The 16,049-nt window shown below is 38.7% G+C and carries 20 protein-coding genes and 1 pseudogene; 11 read left to right on the top strand and 10 right to left on the bottom strand.

Translation table 11 applies throughout. The annotated features are described in order from the left end of the window. Window positions 1–340: 340 nt before the first annotated feature. From pdxH to EZL74_RS09930, 3 genes are all read right to left on the bottom strand, one after another. Window positions 341–985, bottom strand: coding sequence for a pyridoxamine 5'-phosphate oxidase (pdxH, locus tag EZL74_RS09940; RefSeq protein ID WP_131476458.1), 645 nt, complete (start codon window positions 983–985; stop codon window positions 341–343). 139 nt (window positions 986–1,124) lie between these two features. Beyond that, on the bottom strand, window positions 1,125–2,033 hold the full coding sequence (locus EZL74_RS09935) for a ribonuclease Z (RefSeq protein WP_131476457.1): 909 nt from the start codon (window positions 2,031–2,033) through the stop codon (window positions 1,125–1,127). Between the two features lie 4 nt (window positions 2,034–2,037). After that, the gene (locus tag EZL74_RS09930) at window positions 2,038–2,370 is read right to left on the bottom strand and encodes a ribonuclease Z (protein WP_131476456.1); all 333 of its coding nucleotides are present in this window, start codon (window positions 2,368–2,370) and stop codon (window positions 2,038–2,040) included. Window positions 2,371–2,733: 363 nt separating this feature from the next. On the opposite strand from EZL74_RS09930, the gene EZL74_RS09925 reads away from it, so the two are divergent. Next, window positions 2,734–3,108 carry a hypothetical protein gene (locus EZL74_RS09925; RefSeq protein ID WP_131476455.1) on the top strand — a complete coding sequence of 125 codons (375 nt, stop codon included), beginning with the start codon at window positions 2,734–2,736 and terminating at the stop codon, window positions 3,106–3,108. Window positions 3,109–3,190: 82 nt separating this feature from the next. Here the strand turns inward: EZL74_RS09925 and EZL74_RS09920 are convergent, their stop codons facing one another. The 6 genes from EZL74_RS09920 to EZL74_RS09895 all read right to left on the bottom strand — a co-directional run bounded on the left by EZL74_RS09920 (window position 3,191) and on the right by EZL74_RS09895 (window position 7,967). Further along, on the bottom strand, window positions 3,191–3,730 hold the full coding sequence (locus tag EZL74_RS09920; protein ID WP_131476454.1) for a Smr/MutS family protein: 540 nt from the start codon (window positions 3,728–3,730) through the stop codon (window positions 3,191–3,193). Then, on the bottom strand, window positions 3,720–3,926 hold the full coding sequence (locus tag EZL74_RS09915) for a hypothetical protein (protein WP_131476453.1): 207 nt from the start codon (window positions 3,924–3,926) through the stop codon (window positions 3,720–3,722). Before EZL74_RS09915 ends, EZL74_RS09920 begins: the two co-directional genes overlap by 11 nt. Before the next feature lie 72 nt (window positions 3,927–3,998). After that, entirely contained in the window at window positions 3,999–4,490 is a 492-nt protein-coding gene (locus EZL74_RS09910) for a DUF5362 family protein (RefSeq protein WP_131476452.1), read from the bottom strand. 33 nt (window positions 4,491–4,523) lie between these two features. Then, the gene (rocD, locus tag EZL74_RS09905; protein WP_131476451.1) at window positions 4,524–5,768 is read right to left on the bottom strand and encodes an ornithine--oxo-acid transaminase; all 1,245 of its coding nucleotides are present in this window, start codon (window positions 5,766–5,768) and stop codon (window positions 4,524–4,526) included. Window positions 5,769–6,119: 351 nt separating this feature from the next. Further along, the gene (locus EZL74_RS09900; protein ID WP_131476450.1) at window positions 6,120–7,355 is read right to left on the bottom strand and encodes an NRAMP family divalent metal transporter; all 1,236 of its coding nucleotides are present in this window, start codon (window positions 7,353–7,355) and stop codon (window positions 6,120–6,122) included. A gap of 48 nt (window positions 7,356–7,403) precedes the next feature. Next, the gene (locus tag EZL74_RS09895; RefSeq protein WP_131476449.1) at window positions 7,404–7,967 is read right to left on the bottom strand and encodes a DUF1697 domain-containing protein; all 564 of its coding nucleotides are present in this window, start codon (window positions 7,965–7,967) and stop codon (window positions 7,404–7,406) included. Between the two features lie 392 nt (window positions 7,968–8,359). On the opposite strand from EZL74_RS09895, the gene rlmD reads away from it, so the two are divergent. From rlmD to EZL74_RS09880, 3 genes are read left to right on the top strand one after another with little or no spacing between them, the layout of a single operon-like run. Then, window positions 8,360–9,772, top strand: a complete 1,413-nt coding sequence (rlmD, locus tag EZL74_RS09890) for a 23S rRNA (uracil(1939)-C(5))-methyltransferase RlmD (RefSeq protein WP_131476448.1) — start codon at window positions 8,360–8,362, stop codon at window positions 9,770–9,772. Window positions 9,773–9,791: 19 nt separating this feature from the next. Then, window positions 9,792–10,292, top strand: coding sequence for a DUF6452 family protein (locus EZL74_RS09885; protein ID WP_131476447.1), 501 nt, complete (start codon window positions 9,792–9,794; stop codon window positions 10,290–10,292). Then, the gene (locus EZL74_RS09880) at window positions 10,264–11,028 is read left to right on the top strand and encodes a DUF6048 family protein (RefSeq protein WP_131476446.1); all 765 of its coding nucleotides are present in this window, start codon (window positions 10,264–10,266) and stop codon (window positions 11,026–11,028) included. The genes EZL74_RS09885 and EZL74_RS09880 overlap by 29 nt, the downstream gene beginning before the upstream one ends. Before the next feature lie 54 nt (window positions 11,029–11,082). On the opposite strand, the gene EZL74_RS09875 is transcribed toward EZL74_RS09880, so the two are convergent. Further along, complete coding sequence (locus EZL74_RS09875; RefSeq protein ID WP_131476445.1) at window positions 11,083–11,316, bottom strand: hypothetical protein; 234 nt, start codon at window positions 11,314–11,316, stop codon at window positions 11,083–11,085. Window positions 11,317–11,465: 149 nt separating this feature from the next. Between EZL74_RS09875 and EZL74_RS09870 the strand changes: the two genes are divergently transcribed. From EZL74_RS09870 to EZL74_RS09840, 7 genes and pseudogenes are all read left to right on the top strand, one after another. Next, on the top strand, window positions 11,466–11,681 hold the full coding sequence (locus EZL74_RS09870) for a hypothetical protein (protein WP_131476444.1): 216 nt from the start codon (window positions 11,466–11,468) through the stop codon (window positions 11,679–11,681). Continuing rightward, complete coding sequence (locus EZL74_RS09865; RefSeq protein WP_131476443.1) at window positions 11,668–12,048, top strand: hypothetical protein; 381 nt, start codon at window positions 11,668–11,670, stop codon at window positions 12,046–12,048. The genes EZL74_RS09870 and EZL74_RS09865 overlap by 14 nt, the downstream gene beginning before the upstream one ends. Window positions 12,049–12,262: 214 nt before the next feature. Further along, a pseudogene (locus EZL74_RS09860) lies at window positions 12,263–13,423 on the top strand (DmpA family aminopeptidase). Then, the gene (locus EZL74_RS09855) at window positions 13,423–14,265 is read left to right on the top strand and encodes a GNAT family N-acetyltransferase (protein ID WP_131476442.1); all 843 of its coding nucleotides are present in this window, start codon (window positions 13,423–13,425) and stop codon (window positions 14,263–14,265) included. The pseudogene EZL74_RS09860 and the gene EZL74_RS09855 overlap by 1 nt, the downstream one beginning before the upstream one ends. Window positions 14,266–14,317: 52 nt before the next feature. Continuing rightward, the gene (locus EZL74_RS09850; RefSeq protein WP_131476441.1) at window positions 14,318–14,842 is read left to right on the top strand and encodes a hypothetical protein; all 525 of its coding nucleotides are present in this window, start codon (window positions 14,318–14,320) and stop codon (window positions 14,840–14,842) included. A gap of 68 nt (window positions 14,843–14,910) precedes the next feature. Continuing rightward, window positions 14,911–15,438, top strand: coding sequence for a superoxide dismutase family protein (locus EZL74_RS09845; protein WP_131476440.1), 528 nt, complete (start codon window positions 14,911–14,913; stop codon window positions 15,436–15,438). Between the two features lie 6 nt (window positions 15,439–15,444). Then, window positions 15,445–16,020 carry a YdeI/OmpD-associated family protein gene (locus EZL74_RS09840; RefSeq protein WP_131476439.1) on the top strand — a complete coding sequence of 192 codons (576 nt, stop codon included), beginning with the start codon at window positions 15,445–15,447 and terminating at the stop codon, window positions 16,018–16,020. Window positions 16,021–16,049: the final 29 nt, after the last annotated feature.

Raw genomic sequence — 16,049 nt, 5'->3', positions numbered from 1 at the left:
AAGAACAAGATACCATAGCGAACACGATTGCTAAGGGCAACAATGCTCTAAACATTTTTGCTTTCATAGTAGTAGGTTAAGTTTTTAATAAAGTAGATGTGGGGCAAACACTTTATTTAATTAATAATGACAGAACGTATTGTTTGATTTGGTTGAGCAATACTACATATTTTATCGTTTAAAATACAAATAAAATCGATGAAATACACTTTTTATTTTATTATATAAGATAATTTCTTACTTATATATTGTTTTTCGATTGTTTTAATCGGATACCTGCAAAACTAAAAAACCACTCCGAAGAGTGGTTTATATAATTACGGGATTTGTTTATAATATTTCAAGGTGACAGACGGTCAATCTTCCAGGAATAGTCTTCCTGAAGCTCGTATCGAATTCGGTCGTGAAGTCGGTTCGCCCTACCCTGCCAAAATTCAACTGCTACCGGGCGCACTAAAAAGCCTCCCCAATGTTCGGGTCTTTTAATTTCTTTTCCTTCCATGGCGGCTTCAAGCTCTTTTAACTTTTCATCTAAAAAGTTTCGAGACGGAATGACTTCACTTTGAGGCGATACTATAGCACCCAATTTACTGCCTTCCGGTCTTGAATCGAAATAATTATCAGAGGTTATGGTAGAGGTTTTTTCGGCTATTCCTTTGATGATGACCTGACGTTCCATACTGTGCCAAAAAAAGGATAGGCAGATTTTTGGATTGGCAGCTATGGCTTTTCCTTTTTCGGAGTTATAGTTGGTGTAAAAAATAAACCCTTCTTCGTTAAACTTTTTAAGCAAAACAACTCTTGATTTTGGGAAACCGTCTAAACCAATGGTAGATACCGTCATGGCGTTTACCTCCTCGGTTCCGTTAAACTCTTCGGTTTCGTAGAACCATTTGTGAAAAAGGTTGATAGGGTCTTCCGGAATTTGGGTTTCGAGTAATTCACTTTTTTCATAGGATTTTCTATAGTCGCTTAAGTCTTTCATAGTATTGTAAGTTGTGTAGTGTAAAGGTATTAAGTTTTTGGGTAAAATATGGACTCCTCTTTAGCCCCGATGGGAGCAACTACCGTGTAGTGCGGACAGCGGGAATTGCCATTCCAGGCACACACCGAGCCATTCGCTCCTAATCGTATTCGAATACTTTACCATCATCGGCCAAGACCGTATTGGGGAAAATGGTTGTGGCTTCCTCTCTGAACAGTTCGATATTGGCGTAGCGCGTGCTGTAGTGGCCGAGTATGAGTTGACCTACATTGGCTTTGAGTGCAATAGTGGCGGCTTCTTTAGCTGTGCTGTGCATGGTTTTTTCGGCTTTGTCGGCTTCGGTTTCTAAGAACGTGGTTTCGTGGTACAACACATCGGCATTTTGAATGAGAGGCACAATAGATTCATCATACATGGTATCGCTGCAAAAGGCGTAGCTCTTGGGTTTTATGGGGTCGAATGTCAGCTCGTCATTTGGGATGACGGTTCCGTCGTCGAGGGTGATGTCTTTTCCGTTTTTAATTTTTTGGTAATAACACGCGTCTATTTTGTATTCGCGCACAGCATCGATGTCGAGTTTGCGATCGCCCACTTTTTCCTGAAATAAAAATCCGTTGGTGTAAATGCGGTGTTTTAAGGGTATAGTTTTCACCACTACTTTTTCGTCTTCATAAACAACTTCGCTGGTTTTAGCTTCTAATTCATGGAAATACAGGTTGTAACCGGTAAACGAATTGGAATAACGCAACTGTAGCAATACGATTTCTTTGATGCCTTTGGGTCCGTATACATGCAAGTCGGTTTGACGGTTCAGAAGCATGAAGGTAGATATCAATCCTACCAATCCGTAAAAATGATCGCCGTGCAAATGTGAAATAAAAACATGATTGATTTTGGAAAACTTGAGTTTGTTTTTGCGGAGCTGTACCTGTGTTCCTTCGCCACAATCGATGAGGAACATGTGGTTTCTGATTTCGAGTATTTGTGAAGTTGGGTTGGTAATGGTTCTTGGTGTGGCTGCATAGCAGCCCAGTACGGTTAATTTCATTCTGTTAAAATCCTAAATCGCGTTCAATTTCTTCCAATTCGATGATGTCGTGAGCTTCTAATAAAGTAGGAACCACCGTAATGCTTTTGGGTACAGCATTGAAGTTCACATTATCGGCTACCAATACCAAAGACTTTTTTTCTTTTTTATGCGATTTGGTAATATCGGCAAATGCTTTTACATCATCAACCGTCAGTGCTTTATCATGGGATAAGTCGAGAATCAGATTTTGATTTTTAAAAGTATGGTATTCGTGAAGCAACTTTTGAAGAAATTCTTCGGTTTTACCTTGGGTATTTTTGATAATAGTGGTGTGCCCTTTGTGTTCTACTTTCATTTTTGATTAAGAATTAAAGATTGTATGATTGAGAATTCAGCAAACCAATTAAAGTCCTGATTCCTTTTTCCCAAATCCTGCATTTTGATGACGCTAATTTACTAAGATTTGGTCACTCATCGACTATCCAATCGGTAAAATGTAAAGGGGGTTGTCGTTCATGGAATATACTGGTTTTTCATCGATAAAACACCTCTTTTTTTAACACTTTCTAGACAAACTGCATCAAAAAAACGCTGAAAACCCCCGAATTCACTGGTTTTGTGCTTTAATCGAGTTTTGGAGTTAGTTATCGAAATTTTTTTCGCTCTGAGTACCGTCGCCGTAGTTTTGACTCAGAAATAACAACAAAAACAAAATATCATGACAACAGCTAATAACACTACAACTCAAAAAAATGTAACTAACGTTAGATTATTTGTTTTATTCGTTTTATTAGTATTATCATCAACCGGAGTTTTTGGACAAAACACTACTGTTACAGTTTTACCAACAACTACAACTCAGGTTACTGTTGCCAAAGAAACTACAATGACCGTTACTACTGAAAACGCTGTAGCTTCAAACAATATGGACGTTGCAGCTTGGTTAGTTGGGGGAAACAACACTAACAGTGTTAAAACAAACGCTTCTAACTTCGGTAAAAAACAATTGATTAATGCCGGCGTAATCACTAACAGTGTTTTGGTTAGATCATTCTTGAAAAAAGTAATCTCTCAAGAAAGCAGCGTAGCATAACAACAATAGAATTTGGTTAGATTCAATATATAATTTGGTTAGTTTTGGAAATGAAGAGTCCCGATGAAAATCGGGACTTTTTTTATTTTGTATTTTGTTTGAAATAAACCTCGGTGGCACCCGAACCGTACTTTTGATAATTGGCATCCTGAAACGAAAGGTTATCATAACGGCTCAACATAAAATCGAGTTCCGATTTTAAAACCCCTTCCCCCACTCCGTGTATGAACACAATTTTGGGAATGCGGTTTCGCATGGCAAACTCGATGTGGTATTTGGCGGTGTCCATTTGCAGGGTCAGTATATCAAAGTTATTCATGTGCTTGAAATTCTTCACCAGCTTTTCGATGTGCAAATCAAACTCGGGTACCGGAAGCTCTTTTTTTGATTTTTTCTCTTTATTGATATAATTAGGCTTAGCAATTTCCTTTTCACTGATGATTTTGCTTTTATTGAAACTGAAATTCATGGTTTCATCTTCAATTTTAATCAATTCATAGCTTTTAAATGTCATAGTAAAACCATCAGCTGTTTCAATGGTCACCTCTGAACCGGCTACCGAAACCACAATACCGTCAATGGAATCATCTAATACCGAAACTTTGTCTCCTTTATTCATCACTTTCTTGATTTTCTTCAGATTCGTCTTTTGAACTGCGGTTTTTATAATGCAGGGTTTTAGCACTCAACTGCATCATCCCGTACATGAATATGACTATAGCTACAATTAAAATGTAGATGTTGGGTTTGGCTTTGGTTTGTTCGTATAAAGCAACTGCGATTGCCACCAGCATAAGGGGCAGTATTATTTTTTTCATTTGAATAAATTGAAGAATCAAAAATAAAAAAACCAGCCGGATAAGCTGGTTTTAACTGAAATATATTTTGTCTTACATACCCGAAGCCGCACCCGCCATACTTACGGCAAAAATCATAGCTCCCACAAACAATAATACGTACAACGAAATGATGACAATAGTCATAATACCCAAAAATTTGTGATGCGATTTGAGGTAAACCAAGGCTTCAGAAAGTATGTCGCTGTTACTCGATTCTAAAGCATCTTTCATTCCTTTGGCATATTTATATAAATAATATATCGGAAAGAAATACACTACCGCTAATACGATATACATCGCCGAAAGAACTCCTCTCATAGCACCAAAAATTCCGGCTCCCATGCTTGGAGGCATCCCTGCTCCTGCTTCTGCCATAGCCATATCGGGTATAGCCGACATTGTAGCATACATAACCATAGCACCGATTAAGAGTAATCCCAGTCCGATGAATCCGACTATGGATAAAAAAAGACACCACCTGCCACTAACTCTCAAAGCATCAACAGCCTGGTCGTTTAACGTTAAATTGTTTTGGTTTTCCATAAATATAAAGGTTTGGTTGGTTACCGGCGGATATTATTTTTCGAATTGCTTTAATGTTTTGATGATTATCGAAACACAATCCAATAATTGTTCTTCATTCATGACCAATGGCGGTGCAAAACGAATGATATTGCCATGAGTGGGTTTGGCCAATAAACCGTTATCGCGCAATGCCATACAAATGTTCCAAGCCGTATCACTTTCTTCCGTATCGTTAATAACCACGGCATTCAACAAGCCTTTACCTCGCACTAAAGTAGCAACGTTAGAAGTTTCGATGTATTTGGCCAGTTCAGCACGGAAAATTTTTCCTAAACGTTCTGCGTTGTCAGCCAAATTCTCGTCTTTCACCACTTCAAGTGCTGCAATGGCAACTGCCGCTGCTACCGGATTACCGCCAAAAGTTGATCCGTGTTGTCCCGGTTTGATTACATTCATGACAGTATCATTGGCCAAAACTGCCGAAACCGGATAAGCACCTCCGGAGATAGCTTTTCCTAAAATCAGAATGTCTGGTTGGATATTCTCGTGGTGTACGGCTAATAATTTTCCGGTACGGGCAATTCCGGTTTGTACTTCATCAGCAATAAACAGAACGTTGTTGTCTTTACACAACGACTTAGCTTTGGCCAGATATCCTTCACTTGGCACATACACTCCGGCTTCGCCCTGAATAGGTTCTACTAAGAAACCGGCAATATTTTTTGACGATTGGATGGCTCTTTCCAAAGCATCAATATCGTCGTAAGGAATTTTTATAAATCCGGCTGTATACGGCCCGAAGTTTTTACGGGCATTTTCATCATTGGAAAACGAGATGATCGTAGTCGTTCTTCCGTGGAAATTACCTTCGCAAACAATGATTTGTGCCTCGTTTTCGTGTATGCCTTTCTTTTCATAAGCCCATTTTCTGCAAAGTTTTAAAGCGGTCTCAACTGCTTCGGCACCCGTATTCATCGGTAATACTTTATCAAACCCGAAATATTTGGTTACGTATTCTTCGTAAACACCTAATTTATCATTGTAAAAAGCACGTGATGTTAAGGTTAACGTTTGTGCCTGCTCTATCATGGCTCCTACTATCTTAGGATGGCAGTGGCCTTGATTTACGGCCGAATAAGCCGAAAGAAAATCGTAATATTTTTTACCTTCTACATCCCAAACATAAACACCTTCTCCTCTGCTGAGTACTACCGGCAGCGGGTGGTAATTGTGGGCTCCATACTTGTCTTCTAATGCAATAGCATCGGCTGAAGTTACTTTTTCTAAAACTGACATTGTAATTGAATTTTTAATCTGTTCCGGCGTTTCGGAATTTTTACAGATTATTTATTAAATCGCCATTCCTTCTTAGTGGAGAGAAATCATCCATGTTTTACAAAAGTAAAACTTAATTACGAATTATAAATTACGAATTACAAATTGTTAGCTCGTAATGTTTTTTGAATAGCACCAATTGATGTTCCTGAGCGTCATAACTGTTTACTTAATACAAATTCTTTCTTTTCTGCAGATAAAAGTTGGTTATCCTTTTACAACTCTGACTGCAAAAGCTTAACTCTCAACCTGAACCATATTTTCTTTCATCAAATCTTATAACATTTACATTCATAATTCGCAATTTTCAAATTAATTGAAAAACTGTAAATAAAGGAGTGTCACCGCTGCCGCTGTCATTAGTATCAAAGCAGCAAAGCCGAGCAGGTTTGAAAATCTGCTGTTGGTAAAATTACCCATTACCCTTTTGTTATTTGAAATATGCAAAATAATAGCAATCAGAACCGGAGCAGTCATACCGTAAAGAATGGCTGTATAAATCAACGCCTTTACCGGAGAAACACCTATGTAATTGAGTGACAATCCTAATATGAGTGAAATAGCCATTACTATATAAAAAGCTTTGGCTTCGTGAAACTTTTTATCCAATCCCTGCTCCCATCCGAAAGTTTCGGTAATAATGTACGACAGTGAACCACTCAATACCGGAATGGCTAACAAGCCTGTACCTATGACCCCAATGGCAAACAATAAATAAGCAAAGTCACCGGCCAAAGGTTTCAGGGCAGCAGCAGCCTGTTCAACAGTATCAATTTGATGAACACCTCCTTTGAATAATACGGTTCCGGTGGTCAGGATGATAAAGAACATCACCACTCCTGAGAATCCCATACCAAAGTCAACATCCTGCTTCATGTCGTGAATGATTTTTTTGTTGACAATCAAATGTTTTCGTTTATGTTCCATCTCTTCAACCTCCATAGAAGCCTGCCAAAAAAACAGATATGGAGAGATTGTCGTACCTAAAATTCCCACCAAAACCGCTACGTAGTCTTCATTGAACTGCAGATTAGGAATAAACGTATTCTTGGCAATATCAAACCAATCTTGTTTGTATAAGAACGGTACGATTAAATACACCAAGAGTACTATACAAAGGTATTTAAGGATAGCCGCAATTTTCTGATACGGCAAGTAAATAATCAGAAATAAGAGTATTATGGTAAATACCACACTAAAATAAGTAGCTTCAATTTTTGGAAATAACAAATTACCGACGGCTCCCATACCGGCAATATCGGCACCAATATTCATTACAATAGCCGGAAAACTAAAGAGCAACATTAAATACAAGACCCACTTAGGATAATGGGTTTTCAAGGCTCCGGTAAGTCCTTGTGAAGTAACCAAACCGATTTTGGCACACATTTGTTGTATAGCCGCCATCAATGGAAAGGCAACTATAGAAGTCCATAAAGTAGAAAGCCCATAAGCTGCACCGGCCTGAGAATAAGTAGCAATACCCGAAGGATCATCATCACTGGCACCAGTAATCAGACCGGGACCGAGTATCTTCCAAAAACGCATAAACTTGTTAGGTCGCTTCACTTTGATGTATTTACAGCTAATTTACAATTAAAAGCTATTAGTCTGAGAACGCTCTTGAAACATTTTCAACAAAGTATTAACGGTATTCCAATTGCGGGTGGTAGAGATTACGTTCATGCTTTTTTCAATCCACTTATTGTCGAGTTTTGTTTTGGCGGGGGAAGTATCGTATTTCAGGTAAATGCGTTTGCCATCCAATTGAATTTCATCGGGATGAATGAAGTTTAAATTGAGCTGTGTAATCATGTTTTCGGGCAATTCCGAAGAAATAAAAGAAACGTAAAGCTTTTTCAAATCAACCCCTTCTTCATTCAAAAACTCATTGCGGTCTAAACAGGCCTGCAAATCTTCCTGACCTATGACAATAACCGGTACATCGTGACCAAACTGTTTATAAATTTCCTGTTTAATCAGAAAACCAACTTTGGCCGGACTCTCTTCCTCGGTATCTACAAACACGTTTCCCGATTGAATGTAAGTGACCACATTAACAAACCCAATGCCTTCTAAAACCTTTTTTAAAGCTTCCATCTTTATCATTTTGTGTCCCGAAACATTAATGCCGCGGAGAAGTGCCAGGTGGGTTTTCATGGAATTTATATTGAGTATTCATCAATCATTATTTTTCAAATATACTAATTCTTTAGACCAGTGCGATTTAAAAACCGGTAGATTCAACCTACTGTTTATCCGTTTGCTTTTGTCTTTCTTCGGTAGTTGTTCGGTAAATATCCCGTTTTACCGAAGCGTTGCCGAACAAGTACCGAAGAAGTATCGAAGAAAACCCCTAAAAATCAGCACAAACCGGACATTTTAGGACAATTCAGGACTTTTACGGACAAATGGGGACAATTGCAGACAGTACTAATTAGTAGTACAAATTATAAACTAAAATTGTAACTCATAACTCCAAATTACCAACAACTAATCTCCAATTCGTAATTGGTAATTGCTAATTCGTAATTCTTAACTACTTTTGCGCCATGGGAAGAAAAACAACAAAAAAAGTCATTTTTGAAAACATAACGGTTTTAGATGCCGGTGCCAAAGGCGTATCGGTAGCCAAAGCCCCCGAAGGTCAGGTCATTTTCATACCCAATGTCGTTCCCGGCGATGTGGTTGATGTACAGACTTTCAAGAAACGCAAAGCCTATTTTGAAGGCAAAGCCATTAAATTTCATCAGTACTCTACTGACAGAGTTGAGCCGGTTTGCCAACACTTCGGAGCCTGTGGCGGTTGCAAATGGCAAAACATGAATTATGACAAACAGTTATTCTATAAAAATCAGGAGGTATTCAACAACCTTAAACGCATCGGGAAAATTGAACTCCCAGCTTTTGAACCGATATTGGGCTCTGCCAAACAATTCTTTTATCGCAACAAAATGGAGTTTGGTTTTTCTGATAGTCGTTGGATGACCGAAAACGAAATCAAATCGGGGAAAGAATTTGACGATAAAAATGCCTTGGGCTTTCACATTCCGAAAATGTGGGATAAAATATTGGATATTGAAAAATGCCATCTGCAGGAAGATCCGTCAAATGCTATCCGCAACGAAATCAAACGTTTCGCAACCGAAAACGGACTAACTTTTTTCAATGCCCGAAACCATGAAGGCTTGCTGCGTACCTTAATGATTCGCACCGCATCAACAGGAGAAATCATGGTGCTGATTCAGTTTTACCAAGATAACAAAGCCCAAAGAGAATTGTTGTTGAATCATATTTATACTGTGTTTCCGCAAATTACTTCATTGCAGTATGTGATTAACGGTAAGGCCAACGATACACTTTATGACCAAGACATCAAACTCTACAAAGGCAGGGATTATATATTAGAAGAAATGGAAGGCCTGCAATTCAGCATCAATGCCAAATCATTCTACCAAACTAATTCTGATCAAGCCTACGAACTATACAAAATAACCCGTGAATTTGCCGGATTAACCGGAAATGAAGTGGTTTACGATTTATACACAGGAACAGGAACTATTGCCCAATTTGTTTCCAAACAAGCCAAAAAAGTAATTGGTGTAGAAGCAGTTCCCGAAGCCATAGTGGATGCCAAAGAAAATGCCCGACGCAACAGTATTACCAATTGTGAATTCTTTGTAGGCGATATGAAAAACGTATTCAACGATGCCTTTATCGCCCAACACGGTCAGCCCGATGTAATCATCACCGACCCACCAAGAGATGGTATGCATAAAGATGTGGTGGAACAAATCCTGAAAATAGCGCCTGAAAAAGTGGTATATGTAAGCTGCAACAGTGCTACACAAGCCCGAGATTTAGCCTTGATGGATGAACAGTACCGGGTAACACGGGTAAGGCCTGTGGATATGTTTCCGCAAACGCACCATGTAGAAAATGTTGTACTTTTGGAAAAAAGATAGAAGAATTACGAGCTGCGTTATGAAAAAAATACTTTTAGTGCTGTTGATTGCTTTTTCGTTCTCCGCTTGTGAGAAAGACGATATTTGTACAGAAGAAACCACACCCCGATTGATTTTGGAGTTTTATGACATTTCCAATCCGGCGAATACCAAGAATGTAGTAAGCTTGAAAGTAAAAGGTTCCGGAGCTTTTGATGACTTGGATTTGGGTGTTTTTAGTGGGGAAAGCAAAATTAAACTCCCTCTCAATCCGACAGCAACTACTACCAAATACAGCTTGATACTGAACAGTGCGAACACCACCTTGGCCAATGAAGATTTCATCGAGTTCAATTACACCACACAAACCGTTTATGTGTCCAGAGCCTGTGGATACAAAACTACGTATCAACTGAACAATCAGGATGGTGTAGTACAAAGTAATGCCGCCTCTCCAGATGTTCCTTGGATTCAAAATCTTACTATTCAAACCAATTCAATAACTACTGAAAATGAAACACATATCAAAGTTTACTTCTAGTACAATCTTGGTTTTGCTTTCATTTTTAAGCATGGCGCAAGAACAAAACACAACGGTCAAAGATTCGATTAAAAAAGACAGTATAGTTCCCAAAAAAGAGCGTTATGGGTTACGTGTTGGAGTCGATTTATTCAAACTGACCCGTTCTTTTTATGAAAAAGATTACCGCGGTTTGGAACTTGTAGGTGATTATCGTTTGACCAGAAGACATTACTTGGCGGCAGAAATTGGTAACGAAGACAAAACCGTTGATGATGATCGGGTAAATTTTACCACCAAGGGAACCTATATAAAAGTTGGTTTTGATTACAATGCCTATCAAAATTGGGGCAACATGGAAAATATGATTTACGTAGGATTGCGATACGGGGTAAGCAGTTTTAGTCAAACACTGAACAGTTATCTGCTTTACAATCCTTACCCTTATTTTGGTCAGGCCACCGAAGTAACATCAGGAGAACCATTCAACGGATTATCCGCTCAATGGATTGAAGTGGTTACCGGTGTAAAGACACAAATTTTCAATAATTTTTATTTAGGATTCAGTTTCCGCTTAAACCGTCTTTTATCACAAAAAAAACCGGATACCTTTGACAATCTTTACATTCCGGGATTCAACCGAACCTATAACGGTAACTTTGGGGTAGGCTTCAACTATACAGTTTCCTATTTCATTCCGCTTTATAAAGCAACTGTAAAAGCCAAAAAAACAGCAGCAAAAAAACAGCAAAAATAAAGCCCCATTTGCCGATAACAGAAAAATTCGTAATTCGTAATTCGTAATTCGTAATTATTTAATTTCTTTTACTCCCTTTATAAACAACCATTTCACAAACAATTTTTCTCCGTCTTTGGTTTGCACAGCCTGAAACTTAGGTCCCACCAAAGTCAGGACAACAAACGCTGTAACCGGCACCCAAATTCCTCTTAAACTGGTATATTCCTGTACCACATAAATAAAGGCTACAAAAAGAATTACAAACGAAATAAGGTTGAAAAGAAAAGCTTTTATCTTTTTAGACATGATAAGATTTGTTTTAGAATGCCAAAGATAAACAAATTCCCAAACCGAAAAATAAGCCGTCAAAGATTCATCCTAAGCTTTTTTGATTAAATTTGGGTATTGTATCGCGATACTCAATACTGATTTACAAACTTTTAACTTTACGGATTATGAAAACGCTGAACCAACTCATGCAGGACATCATACAGTTGACTACCGTGATAGAAACCCAATATCCTGAGCTCTACAAATATTTGAGTGAAACCCCCATTTCTTTGGGAGTAGCACAGGAAAAGAAAATCAGCACAACTGATTTGAATCAGTATCTGGAAACATTAAAATCTCAATTACAACACCATATAGACACCCACAATGGCAAAAAATAAACTCAACCTTACCGCAATCAAATATACCGCTGCCGGTTATTTCATTCTCATTGCAACATTGAATTTGGCCGTAACGGTATGGAATTCTAAGGCCAACGCCTGGCAAGATGTTTTAATACTGGCCATGGTTTCTCTTCCGCTACTCATCAACAAAAAGTGGCTATATTTGGGATATGGTATCCTTTTGAGCTTGATTAGCTTAACCATACTAACGGCTTATATAGCGACGTACTATGATACTGCATCCAATAACTTTTTGGCTTACTTTGTATTGGGCTGTTTCATCCATCTTTTTACATTAGGGTGTGCTTTGGCACTCGTTTATGTTGGAATATACGATTTGAAGAAAAATTACAACGGCGTTTAAGATAATTGCTAATCCGTTCCAAATTTTCTGTAACGTTTCATCACTTCTTTTAACTTATAGCTTAAATTTAGAGTCAATACTAAAGATGAGCCGTTTGGTTATTGCCGTTGTTTTAACAAAAATAACTCACAACTCAATTCATTTAAAATAATCCTCTCTTTTCATCCGAAGTATTCACTCCAAACAGAAAAATCAAACATCATAAAAAACAACAATGAAATCAACTCTGAAAATTTGTCTCATCCTTGGGATGCTGATTATGAATCAGACCGAAGCCCAAAACAAGATGAGAGCGCGGGAATTCGGAATTCCGTTTGAAGGTAAAACCGGAACGTTCAATGCCATTACCGATGTCTCCGGAGTTTTGGTGGGATATAAAACCAAAATAACAGGCAGCGGAAAGTTAGAAACCGGTAAAGGCCCCGTAAGAACAGGCGTCACCGTAATTCTTCCTAAAGGAATATCCAACGACCCTGTGCCTGCAGGATGGTTTTGTTTAAACGGAGATGGCGAAATGACCGGCACTACGGTTATTGATGAATACGGATTCAATTATGGTCCTATTGGTATTACCAACACCAACAGCGTGGGCGTCGTAAGAGATGCTATAGGAGAATGGAACATCAAACATTTTTCAAAGGGAGCGTTCATTGATTTTTCATTCGGTCTGCCCGTTGTAGCCGAAACATTTGACGGCATTCTTAATGATATTAATGGTTTACACATCAAAAAAGAAGATGTTTTTGAAGCCTTAGATAATGCACACTCCTGAAAAATTGCAGAGGGCAACGTAGGTGGTGGTACCGGTATGTGTTTATTTCTATTCAAAGGCGGAAGCGGCACCTCGTCGAGAATTGTTTCAGTAGATACTAATCAGTACACTGTTGGGGCTTTTGTGCAGGGAAATTTCGGAGGAAGAAAAGACCTTACCATTGCCGGAGTTCCGGTGGGTAGAGAATTAACAAGTGCCAAACCCATTATTACAACCAAAGAAAAAGACGGTTCTATCATTGTGGTCATAGCTACCGATGCCCCACTTTTGCCTATGCAACTGAAACAAATTGCCAAAAGAGCTTCGCTGGGCGTAGCAAGAACCGGAGGAATAGGACGCAACAGTTCGGGAGATATTTTTCTGGCTTTCAGCACCAAAACTCCAACTCTGAATGAGCAGGAAACGCTTGAAACCTGGCAAAGCATACCAAAAGATCAGATGGATGTCTTATATGAGGCCGCAGTGCAGGCCACCGAAGAAGCAATCATAAACGCCCTGATGGCCGCTGAAACCATGGAAGGAATCAACGGTAATACGTTATATGAAATCCCAAAAACTGAATTAAAAAGCCTATTGCAAAAATACAACCGATACAAGAAATAATGATTACCATCCAAACCTTAGCAAATACCGATATCAATACCATTCTGAACACTTTTAATCTGGCTTTCTCCGATTATGTAGTGCCCATGCGGATTACAGAAGAACAATTAATCAACAAAATGAAAACCGAAAATATCCGATTGGAGTATTCGGTGGGGGCTTTCAACCAAAACGAACTGATTGCTTTTATACTGCATGGTCAGGATACCCTCAACGGAAAATCAATTGTTTATAATGGCGGAACCGGAGTCATTCCTCAGCAGAGAGGGCAAAAACTCACCGCTCAGTTATACGAATTCATACTTCCAAAATTAAAAGCCGAACAAATCGATTCTGTATTACTCGAAGTCATTACCACCAATATGCCGGCGGTTACCACTTATGAAAAAATAGGATTCAAAACCCTGCGCACTTTAGACTGTTTTAAAGGCAACATAATTCAGCAACCCATTAATCAAGCCTATGAAATTAAGGAACTCAAAAATTGGGATTGGAACCAATTAAGTTCTTTTTGGGACTGGGCTCCAACAAGCCAAAACGGCATCTCTGCTGTTGAAATCAACCAAGCGTATCTGATTTCATTGGGTATTTATCAAAATGAAGAACTCTGCGGGTATCTGATTTTCAATCCGAAAAGCAATCGCATTCAGCAGTTTGCTGTCGCCAAAACACATAGGAACAAAGGATTGGCAAGCCAACTTTTCGGTTACATTGCCCAAAATTATACTGCAGAGGTTTCAATGATTAATATAGATCATGCTTCTGCAACTACTTTGTCATTTTTACAAAATATCGGATTCGAAAAAACAGTTTCCCAGTACGAAATGGAACTAAAACTGTAATCTTTTTTTATTTCATGTAAATTCCTATTTTAGTGGCTTAATACTAATAAATATGAAACTCTTAGGAATAGGCTCCAGAATTAATCACTCCGAATATGGTAAAGGTGTAGTAACCAATGTATCATCTAAAGACTATTGGGTCACTTTTATAGATGGTGGTTTAGAAACCATAGCTATTGACAGCGAATTTGAAGTGATTGAAGCAGCAGAAAACGAAGTTGATACGGTCAGCTTTTACGATGTCGAACAAAGTCTGTTATCCATCCTGAAAAAATGGAACGGTCTTGGCGAACCTGTGGCCATTGGCGACAAATGGAAAGGCGGCAACATGAAATTAGAACCGGGACAACCGGGACTGGCCAGCAAAGATGTGCCTATTGATACGTTTTTTCACAAAATTGTCATGCTTCGTGACCGTCTGAGAGTCATGGAACAAAAGATAAATGCCAGCAATTTAGAAGAAATCGAAAAAGTAGAATTACAACAATACATTACCCGTATTTACGGTAGTTTAACCACATTTAACGTGTTATTCAAATCGCAAAGCGATTATTTTGTCGGAGAAAAAAGCAAATAAATTTTAACCCAATTTTAAAAAATCCCATCAGGTTATTGCGTACATTTATGCTTCTAAAATAAGCTCTTATGAAAAAAATAATCTTGGGAATAGCAGCACTTGGTTTGTTGATATTCAGTTGTAAAAGTTCAAATGCCAATGACAACTCCAAAAAGCTTGACATTACATTTGAATCTAAAAGCGGCAGCAATGTAAAAGGAAATGCCGTATTCACCGAAAAAAACGGAGAAGTTACTCTCGTTGCCAAACTAACAGGATTAAAACCGGGGATTCACGCTATTCACATCCACGAAAAAGCAGATTGTTCTGCAGCCGATGCCGCCTCTGCGGGAGGACATTGGAACCCAACTTTCAAAAAACACGGTAAATGGGGTGACGCAGAACACCACAAAGGCGATATTGGAAACTTTACGGCCGACGTAGACGGAAATGCAACTGTTTTATTCAAAACAGATGAATGGTGTATCGGTTGCGGTGATGCCACCAAAGACATTTTAAACAAAGGGCTGATAGTGCATGCCAATGCTGATGATTACACTACTCAACCCACCGGAAATGCCGGAGGAAGAGTAGCTTGCTCGGCTATTATTAAATAATACTGTTTGGAAGAAAAAGAACACTTATACTTTAAAAATGCGCAGGAATGGCGGGAGTGGTTGCATGACAATCACCTGACGTCAGCCGGTGTTTATCTTATCTTTTATCGGGTAGACAGTGAATTTGAAAGCATGCGATGGGAAGAAGCTGTACAAGTTGCCATATGTTATGGCTGGATAGATTCAACCGTGAAGAAACTGGATGAACACAGGAGAAGGCAAATGTTTACTCCACGTAAAGACAAAAGCGTTTGGAGTAAACTCAACAAAACATATATCGAAAAGCTGTTGGCTGAGAACCTGATACACGAAAGTGGTTTGCGAAAAATTGAAATCGCCAAACAAAACGGTTCTTGGTCGGCTTTAGATCATGTAGAAGATTTGGTAATTCCGGATGATTTGGCTCTTGCATTTCAAAAAAATAAAACAGCTTTTGAAAATTATAACAATTTCAGCAAAAGCTATCGAAAAGGATACTTGTATTGGCTGAACCAAGCCAGAAGAGAAGAAACCCGCGCTAACAGAATTGCAGAAATTATCCGTTTGTGCGAACAAAACATCAAATCGCGCGGTACATTTTAAATTTGATAACACTAACGGTACACAATCAT

The sequence above is a fragment of the Flavobacterium silvisoli genome (assembly GCF_004329815.1).
In the GTDB taxonomy this organism is placed as follows: Bacteria; Bacteroidota; Bacteroidia; order Flavobacteriales; family Flavobacteriaceae; genus Flavobacterium; species Flavobacterium silvisoli.
The sequence above is the reverse complement of the archived record's forward strand: the minus strand, read 5'-3'. Positions and strand labels throughout refer to the sequence as shown.